General features: G+C 62.1%; 9 protein-coding genes and 1 pseudogene. 9 read left to right on the plus strand and 1 reads right to left on the minus strand.

The features are described from left to right. The first annotated feature begins 593 nt into the window (after positions 1-593). The 9 genes from BSG08_RS18915 (at position 594) to BSG08_RS18955 (ending at position 8,290) form a co-directional block, all read left to right on the plus strand. Positions 594-1,250 carry a TetR family transcriptional regulator gene (locus tag BSG08_RS18915; RefSeq protein ID WP_175544841.1) on the plus strand — a complete coding sequence of 219 codons (657 nt, stop codon included), beginning with the start codon at positions 594-596 and terminating at the stop codon, positions 1,248-1,250. Further along, complete coding sequence (locus tag BSG08_RS18920; RefSeq protein ID WP_093039403.1) at positions 1,247-2,020, plus strand: ABC transporter ATP-binding protein; 774 nt, start codon at positions 1,247-1,249, stop codon at positions 2,018-2,020. Before BSG08_RS18915 ends, BSG08_RS18920 begins: the two co-directional genes overlap by 4 nt. Continuing rightward, positions 2,013-2,729 (plus strand): ABC transporter ATP-binding protein, encoded by a 717-nt coding sequence (locus tag BSG08_RS18925; protein ID WP_093039404.1) that lies wholly within the window; start codon positions 2,013-2,015, stop codon positions 2,727-2,729. Before BSG08_RS18920 ends, BSG08_RS18925 begins: the two co-directional genes overlap by 8 nt. Beyond that, positions 2,726-3,589 (plus strand): branched-chain amino acid ABC transporter permease, encoded by an 864-nt coding sequence (locus BSG08_RS18930; RefSeq protein ID WP_093039405.1) that lies wholly within the window; start codon positions 2,726-2,728, stop codon positions 3,587-3,589. The genes BSG08_RS18925 and BSG08_RS18930 overlap by 4 nt, the downstream gene beginning before the upstream one ends. Continuing rightward, positions 3,586-4,497, plus strand: coding sequence for a branched-chain amino acid ABC transporter permease (locus BSG08_RS18935; RefSeq protein ID WP_093039406.1), 912 nt, complete (start codon positions 3,586-3,588; stop codon positions 4,495-4,497). The genes BSG08_RS18930 and BSG08_RS18935 overlap by 4 nt, the downstream gene beginning before the upstream one ends. Positions 4,498-4,535: 38 nt before the next feature. Next, complete coding sequence (locus BSG08_RS18940) at positions 4,536-5,744, plus strand: ABC transporter substrate-binding protein (RefSeq protein ID WP_245770757.1); 1,209 nt, start codon at positions 4,536-4,538, stop codon at positions 5,742-5,744. A 51-nt stretch (positions 5,745-5,795) separates the two neighbouring features. Then, positions 5,796-6,341, plus strand: coding sequence for a carboxymuconolactone decarboxylase family protein (locus BSG08_RS18945; protein WP_093039407.1), 546 nt, complete (start codon positions 5,796-5,798; stop codon positions 6,339-6,341). A 25-nt stretch (positions 6,342-6,366) separates the two neighbouring features. Continuing rightward, a complete protein-coding gene (locus tag BSG08_RS18950; RefSeq protein WP_093039408.1) occupies positions 6,367-7,263 on the plus strand; it encodes an MBL fold metallo-hydrolase in 897 nt (298 codons plus the stop codon). 157 nt (positions 7,264-7,420) lie between these two features. Then, on the plus strand, positions 7,421-8,290 hold the full coding sequence (locus tag BSG08_RS18955) for an IS5 family transposase (RefSeq protein ID WP_483880129.1): 870 nt from the start codon (positions 7,421-7,423) through the stop codon (positions 8,288-8,290). A 391-nt stretch (positions 8,291-8,681) separates the two neighbouring features. Here BSG08_RS18955 and BSG08_RS19760 read toward each other — a convergent pair. Further along, positions 8,682-8,858: pseudogene (locus BSG08_RS19760) on the minus strand (IS21 family transposase); the annotation flags it as partial.

Below are 8,858 nucleotides of genomic sequence, written 5' to 3' on the forward strand. Positions count from 1 at the left end.
GCAATGCCGAGGCCGCAACAGACGCATCACGCGCGCTGAACGATTATCTGGTTGAATTCGCATTGGCCGTTGTGGCGCGTCAGGCAGCACGGTGAACAGGAAGTCACCGGCTGCATCCAGAGCGCTACGTTGAACAGCGCCTATCGGCTGCCAAATCGCATGATTACCGCCGACCCGCGGACGCCCTCGACGGCGTCACCAGCCTGCCTGATACGACACAAGCGCCCGTTTCAGTCTGGCGAACCTCACCGACTTCGACGCTGCCAGTTGGGGCCCAATGTTTCTTCGATACCACGAACCGATCCCTTCAATCTGCAAAGCGCCGCTAAATAGTGACACACAAATTGAGAATGAGCCCAAATAAGGGCTCCGCGACACCCATCCTTCCAAGATCCGTCACCGCTGCGCCGGTGATGCCAAGGATCATCCCACTGGGTATCACTTCGTTTCGTGGTTTTGTTGGAGGCGCTCAGACACTCCGATCTCCCGGAAGCAAGGTGGGTGGCGTCGGGGGTAAATATTTACATACAAGCATGAATGTTTGTTGCAAAAGCGAAACGCCTGTGTTGTGCTTGGACCAAAGGGGGAATGTGATGAAGGCCCAGCAACGCAAGAGCGTGCCCGGAGCCACCCGGGCGACACGGCGCCGGACGCAGGACGAGCGCTCAGCCGCGACCATTGAAAATCTGTGCCACGCGACGGTATCGCTCATTGCCGAGGTCGGATACGCCAATCTCACTACGACCATGATCGCGCAGCGCGCCGATGCATCACGAGGTGCGATTCTTCATCACTTCGAGACGCGGACGGATCTCGTGAAGCGGGCGACCGGCGGGATGTGGGCCTCGGTGGTGGAAGCCTCTACCGCGATACGCGCCGAGCACCGCAAGGAAGGACTAAAACCAGATGTGTTTATCCAGCGCGCCTGGACCGGACTCATGACGGACACCTATGTTTCGGTCACCATTGACATGATGACGGCCTCTCGTGGGGATCCTGATCTCAAGCAGCATGTCGAAGGCTGGATGCGACGAATGTTTGCGAGCTATCGCTGCACCGCGCGTGAAGTCTTCGGCACGGCGGGGCTGAGTGCGGACGAAGCTGAAACGCTGATGCTTGTTGTGACCTCCTCTTTGCGCGGGTTGCGCGTGGGACAGATGATCGAACCTGATCCGCAAAAGGCGCGGTCGGCACTTGCTCTGCTGTCCGATCTTATCCGCCTGCGTCTGACCGGGGCAATCAGGCCATGAGCGCACTGCTGGAAGCTACTGACATGTGGCAGAGTTTCGGCGGCGTGCAGGCTGTACGGGGCATGTCTCTCGAGGTGAGCCGGGGCACGATCACGGGATTGATCGGGCCCAACGGTGCCGGCAAGTCGACGCTTTTCAACCTGCTGAGTGGCGTGATACGCCCCGACGCGGGGCAAGTAAGTTTCAAGGAGCAAGACATCACGCGCTTAGCGCCCTGGCGGCGGGCGCGGCTGGGGCTGATCCGCACATTTCAACTTGCCCGGGAATTTCAGCGCATGACGGTGCTAGAAAACCTGATGTTCGCGCCGCAGCTTCAACTTGGCGAAAACTTCTGGCCGATCTTCCTGCGTCCCGGCGCGGTGTGCGCGCAGGAGGCGGAGGTTTATCGCCGCGCCTGCGAGGTGATGGAGATCGCCACGCTGACGAATCTGCGCGACGATTACGCCGGTGATCTCTCGGGCGGACAGAAGAAGCTTCTGGAACTGGCTCGCACGCTGATGATCGATTGCGACCTGATCCTGCTCGACGAGCCGGGGGCGGGGGTGAACCCGGCGCTGATGAACACGCTGACGGACATGATCTGGCGCTTGAACCGCGAGCACGGCAAGACCTTTCTCATCGTAGAGCATGACATGGACATGATCGCGCAGCTTTGCGACCCGGTGGTGGTGATGACGCAGGGCAGCCTGTTGACCAAGGGCGGCTTCGACGATCTGCGTCGCGATCCGGCGGTGATCGAGGCCTATCTGGGGAGTGTGGCGAATGGCTGAGACGGTGCTCGCCACGCGCAGCCTCACCTCGGGTTATGGTAAGGCGGTGATCTGTCAGAATGTGACGCTCGATCTGTGCGAGGGGCAGATCACCTGCATCATCGGGCCCAATGGCGCGGGCAAATCGACCCTGCTCAAGACCATCGCGGGAGTTGTGCGCCCGATCTCGGGCAGCGTGTGCATCGCCAGGCGCGAGATCGCAGGGCTGCCTGCCGCGAGTATCGCGCGCTCGGGCATGGCCTATGTGCCGCAGGAGGCCAACGTCTTTCGCCAACTGACCACGCATGAGAACCTGACTATGGGCGCATGGACCGATCCGCGCCGGGCCGAGGCCACCTGCGCGCGGGTCTACGGGATGTTTCCCGATCTTAAACCGCTGCGCCGGGTGCGGGCGGGCAACCTCTCGGGCGGACAACGCCAGATGGTGGCTTTCGGCATGGCGATGATGCTGGAACCGCAGGTGCTGTTGCTCGACGAACCATCGGCGGGGCTGTCCCCGCTGATGGTGCGGCAGATGTTCGACATCGTGCGCCGCGTCAACGCCCAAGGCGTGGCGATCCTGATGGTCGAGCAGAACGCCATCGAGGGGCTGCGCATCGCGCATCGCGGCATCGTCATGGCGGCGGGGCGGGTCGCGCTCGAAGGCACTGCCCAATCGCTGCTCGCCTCAAACGAAGTATCAGAACTCTATCTGGGAACGCGCGCATGAGCCTTCAGATGATCGTCAACGCGCTGGTCAACGCCGCCCTGATCGCGCCGCCCGCGATGGCCTTTTCGCTGCTCTTCGGGATCCTGCGGTTTCCGAATTTTGCGATCGGCGGCTACATTACGGTGGGGGCCTTCGCCGCCTATACGCTCAACGTGCCGCTCGGTTTGCCGCTGCCACTGGCGGCGGCGGGGGCGATGACGTTCACCGCGCTGGTGGTCTGGGGCGCGCATGTCGTGGTGTTTCGCCCGATGCAGGGGCAGTCGGCGATCACGCTTCTAGTGGTGTCGATCGCGGTGACACTGATCCTCGAGAACCTGATTCGCCTGTTCTTTTCGGCGGATGTACGTGGCTTCGACATTCCGCTTCAACGCCCGTGGAATGTCTTCGGCGCGCGCATCACCCCCGAACAGGTGGAGATCATCGTCTGGAGCCTCGTGATCGGCGTCATGCTGCACCTGCTGCTGGCGCATACGCGCATCGGCCGGGCGATGCGGGCGGTGGCCGACAACCCGATGCTGGCGGCGATCCGTGGCGTGAGCGCAGCGCATGTCACGGCCTTCACCACTGCCATTTGCGGGGCTCTTTTCGGGCTGACGGGGGTATTCGCCGGACTCGATCTGGTGATCGAACCGTTGGTCGGCTGGAACCTCACGATCCCCATTTTCGCCGCCGCGATCCTCGGCGGCATCGGCTCGCCCTATGGTGCGATCCTCGGGGCCATTCTGGTCGGGCTTGCGGAGGAGGCGACGATCCTCGTACTTCCCTCGACCTACAAGATCGCGGTGGGATTCGTCATCATCGCCGTGCTGCTGCTGGTGCGCCCGCAAGGGCTGTTGGGAACGGCGGAGATCAAGAAATGAGTGTCTATCTCGTTTCCATGGGCACCTATGTGGGGTTCTTCATGATCCTGGCACTCGCGCTAAACCTGCAATGGGGAATCACCGGCATGGTTAACTTCGGCATTGCAGGGTTCTACGCGCTGGGGGCCTATACATCGGGACTGCTGACAGTCAGGCTGGGCGTGCCGGTGGGTCTGGCCATTCCGGCGGCCTGCCTTGCGGGGCTTGGCTTGGGGGCAGCGGTGGCGCTCTTGTCGGTGCGACTGCGCGAGGATTTCCTCGCCATCGTGACACTGGGCGTCGGCGAGATGATCCGGCTCATCGTGCTCAACGAGGATCAGATCACCGAAGGCCCGCGCGGGTTGCGGATCGAGGCGCGCCCCTTCGGTACGATGATCGCCCCGGAGCATTACCCGCTCTTCTATCTTGGCCTTGTTGCGGCCTGCGTGCTGCTGGCCTATGCGGTCTGCGAGGCGATCCGGCGCGCGCCGATGGGCCGCACATTGAGAGCAATTCGCGAGGATGATGTCGTGGCAGCGGTGCTGGGCAAGAACGTGCTGTTGCACCGAGTGCGCATCTTCGCCGTGGGTGGTTTTTTCATGGGGCTGGCCGGGGCGCTCTATGCCCATTACGTGCAGAATATCAGCCCCGAGGTGTTCATGCCCGTGGTGGCCATGTTCATCTGGATGTCTGTGATCGTCGGCGGCGCGGGCAACAATCGCGGCATATTGCTCGGTGCGGGCGCGGTGATGGTCTTCCTAGAGGGTACACGCTTCGTCGGCGATTTCACCGATGCGCTCGACGCCGAGAAGATGTCGGCCCTGCGGATCATCGGGATCGGGCTTCTGCTCATCGTGACGCTGCGGCTGCGCCCGCGCGGATTGCTGCCGGAACGAAAATTCAATGCTTCATCCAAATTAAGCGCCTAACAGATGGTACATGACCCCAAGCCAACAAGGAGAATGCAATGACGACCCTGATGACCAGACGCACGCTTCTCGCCAGCGGTGTCGCCACGCTTGCCGCGCCGTCGATTCTACGCGCGCAAGAGGGCGATATCGCAATCGGATCGCTGACCCCCAACACCGGTGGTGGCGGTCCGTTCGGCCCCAACATCACCGCCTCGCACAAGCGGGTGGCCGATGCGGTGAACGCCGCGGGCGGGATCCTCGGCCGGCAGATCCGGCTCTACCAGGAGAACTCCGAGACCAACCCAGAAACAGCGGTGCGCGCCGCCGACAAGCTCATCAACGTCAATCAGGTGCTGGCGATCATCGGCACCTGGTCGTCCTCGGTCACTCTTGGGATCATGCCCAAGTGCCAGAGCGCGGGCGTCATCCAGATGTGCACCTCGTCGAGCTCGGATATCCCCGTGGCCGACGAAAAGGGACTGGTGTTCAACTTCCAGCCGCTGTCGCCGATTTGGGGGCGCGCCATCGCCGATCTCGTCCTGAGTCGCAGCATCGAGAGTTATGCGTTGATGGCGCTCAACAACGATTTCACGCGCTCGATGATGGACGGCTTTATAGAGAAGGTGGGAGAGGACGCTCTCGTGCAAAAGCCGTTCTATTACAATGCCGGGCAATCCTCCTACCGATCGGAGGTGACGCAGCTGATCGAGAAGGCGCCGGAGGCGGTGTTCATCCCCTCCTACGTCACCGATTTCACCGCCGTCTACAAGGAGCTCTACCGGCAGGGATACGCGGGTGTCGTCATCACCACATCGCTGTCGACCGGCGACCAGTTCAAGGAAGCCGTCGGTGCGGCGGGCGACGGGATCATCCACGGCTTTCCCGTTCCGGCGCTGAACTCACCCGCCTACAAACAGTATCTGGACGAGGCCGGACTCGAGGATACCGGATCTGTCCAGCATCCGTTCGGAACCGCCGGGCGTGACCAGATGTCGGCGTTGCTCCTGGCCATCGAGAAGGCCGGGACGGCCGACCGCGCCGCCGTGGCGCGGGCGGTCTGGGACGTGACCACCGGCGAGGGCAAAACCGCGGTCTACAACGTCGCCGATGGTCTCGCGGCGCTGCGCGCGGGCGAGGAGATAAACTATTCCGGCGCGTCCGGCAGCCTCGAATTTGACGAGGAGGGGATGGTGCTCGGACGCGATTTCCAGCTTTCGGAAATCCGCGACGGCAAGGATGTGGTGCTGCAACGTCTTGAATACTGAAACCACGGGAGAGGGGCGCGGCCCCTCTCCAAACCAAAAAATGGAGGTAATATGGCCCGTGTCAGAGATGTCGAGATCGACGAGGTGCCCGAGGAGGTCCGCCCCGTTTACGAGCGCTACGCGCGCGACTACGGCCCCTTTCTCAACCAGGTGAAGGTCTTTGCCCACCGTCCGCCTGCAGTCAAGCATATCATGGGGCTGTTGCTGGAGCTGCATGACGAGGCGGTGCTGCCTAAGCGATACCTGGAGATCGCGCTGGTCACCGTCTCGACCATCAACAAATGCGAGTATTGCATCGGCCACCACGCGCCGCGCGCCGTGTCGCACGGGCTGAGCGCGGCGGCGGTCGAGGACATTCTCGTCGATACCCCCGAGGGGTTTGACGCCGTCGACATCCTCGTGCGCGACTATGCCGTGCAGGTGACCCAAAATTTCAACTACATGAAAGACGCGATCTTCGACGAGATGAAGTGCCATTTCACTGAGGAACAGATCGTGGAATTGACTCTGCGCATCGCGCTCTGCGGCTTCTTCAACCGAGTCAACGATTCGCTTCAGATCGAGATGGAGGACGGCGTCGAGCAGATGCTAGCCTGAATGGCAGCGGTAGGGGAGGAGCGGGATGACGGATCACCTGAACGACGGTCTCTGGGCCTGGAAGCAGAGCGAAAACAACAACCGCATGATCGCGCTGCAGCGCGCCGCATTCGCGGATAGGCCGGTGCGGCTGGCGTATTTCGGCGGCTCGGCTTTTCGCATCACTACGCCCTCGGGTCTAACTCTGATGATCGACCCATGGCGCAACCCACCGTGGGGCACGTGGAACTGGTACCTGTGCGAGTTTCCCGAAGTCGAGGTGGATATCGGCCTCTCGACACATGCACATTTCGACCATGACTGCCTCCACCGCCTGCACGCAAGCACGCTCCTCGATCGTCTCGTCGGGCGCTATGAATTCGCCGACGTGACCATCACCGGCATCGCCGACAAGCACGTTTCGGACACCTCGCATGCGAATGTGGACTGGGCCGGGCTCACGCGCAAACTCACCCCCATGGAGACGCTGCCGCCAAACAACTGGCGCTCGTTCGACAACACGCTGCTGCTGATCGAGACGGGCGGTTTGCGCATCCTTCACTGGGGCGACAACCGTCCCGATCCGCCGCCCGAGGTTTGGGAACGCCTGGGCCAGGTAGACGTGGCGCTCCTGCCCATCGACGGCTCGCAGCACGTGCTGGGATATGAGCAGGTTGAGGCGATCCGGGGAAGGCTGCGACCGAAAGTGATCGTGCCGCATCACTATTTCATCTGGAACGTCACGCATCGCGCCTCGACGCTTGGGCCGCCAAGCAAATGGATGGCACGGCAGAGTAACGCGGTCTGGACAGATGACTCTGAAATCACGCTCGAGAGGGATTGGGTCATGCAGAGTACCGACCTAGCGCTGTGCTTCGGAGACCGTGTCCAGTTCGATCCGCCCGACCCGGCATACGCTAGCAATCGGCATGACGGTGCCTGACTTGTTCACTTATCGAGACCTGTGCGCGGGTGGCTTGACCGGTTTGAACATCCGTGATTCCATCGATCCGAACAACGGATTTAGGGACGCGATGGCACGACGGCGCATTGGTCAGGAGAAGTTCGGCTTTGTCGTTGAACGCAGTCGGCAATCGTGACTGGATGACCTCGCAAGCTTGATCGACTGGGCACCGGTCTCTGGCGCATTGGGGGTGATTTCTTGTGCCGCCAAGGGCGAGCCCGCCTGGCCGCCGCTGGCACTGTTCAAGGCGATGCTGCTGTCGATCTGGCATGATCTCTCGGATGTCAAGCTTGCCGAAGCGCTGGATGATCGCGCCTCTTTCCGGCGGTTCTGCGGCTTCTCGGCATCGGAGCCGACGCCGGAGCGCACGGCCTTCGTCCGTTTTCGAAAATCCCTTGCCACGCACGGGCTGGACAAGGCTCTGTTCGAGCAGATCACCCGTCAACTCAAGTCCAGGGCGATCAAGGTCAAGACCGGCACGCTAGTCGACGCGGCGATCATCGCCTCGGCCAGCGAAGCGGATGACCAGGGCCGCTGGGTCAAGCACAAGGGCAAACCGGCGGTTCACGGCTTCAAGGCCTATGTCGGCGCCGATGCCGATACCGCCCTGGTGGAGGAGGTCGCCGTTACGCCCGCCAACGTCAACGATGGCAGGGCCGGCCTGGACGCCCTGCCGGACAATCCCGGCGAGGTGTTTGCCGACAGCGCTTATCGTGGCGATCATTTCGGCGATGCGGTCCGTGCCAGGGGCGGCACGCCGCGCATTGTCGCCACCGGCATGTGGGGTCGTGACGAAGCCGAGACGCTCGGGCGCCTTGCAGCCTGGAACCAGCCGATCCATCGGATCCGGGCCCGCATCGAAAAGATCTTCGGCACCTGGAAGCGAAGCTATGGGCTTCGACGCATGCGATGGCGCGGACTTGCCAAGGCCGCCATTCAGATCCGCCTTACCGCCATCGCCTACAACATGAAACGCAGTCTGAAAATCATCGCTGCGGTCGGGTAACGGGTCAAAGGTCCCCCTTTCATCGTCCGGACCAGCTTCACAACCCGGATTTGCCGGCACCGATCACCGCAGCTTTCCGCTCCTCCTCCGGGAAACTGAAAGACTGAATGAACTCAATGCATAGCACCACCCGCGCACAGGTCTCTTAAGGGTTCTGGCGGTGCTTCGCAAATGGGGAGTGGGCAAAAGCTATCGCCTCAGCCAAAGCCGCGCTCGAAAGGCCCAAGCCGGCAACAGATCACACCTTGCAGAACTGGCCCTCCGGGCCAATGCGCCATGGCCCGCGCCGGCTATCTGGGGAGCGCACGCGCCGTGGCGCTTGGTGCCCCGCCACTGGCCTACTTTTGCGCCGCCACGTGGCCGGTTTTGTCTCCGCCGTTGACGATGCGAGCGCCCGCACAAAGGCATCAAGCACCATCTCCTGCTTCTCGTTCATGTAGGCAACCACGAAAGGCTTGCGGCTGTGGCACAGGCGGAAATGGGCCACATGGACCTTGTGCTCAACGCCGCCCAACAGAACATATTCCTCGCTCCAATCGAACTGAAGCGCATCACCGGCCGCGAAACA

Source organism: Roseovarius azorensis, from assembly GCF_900109455.1.
GTDB classification, from domain to species: domain Bacteria; phylum Pseudomonadota; class Alphaproteobacteria; order Rhodobacterales; family Rhodobacteraceae; genus Roseovarius; species Roseovarius azorensis.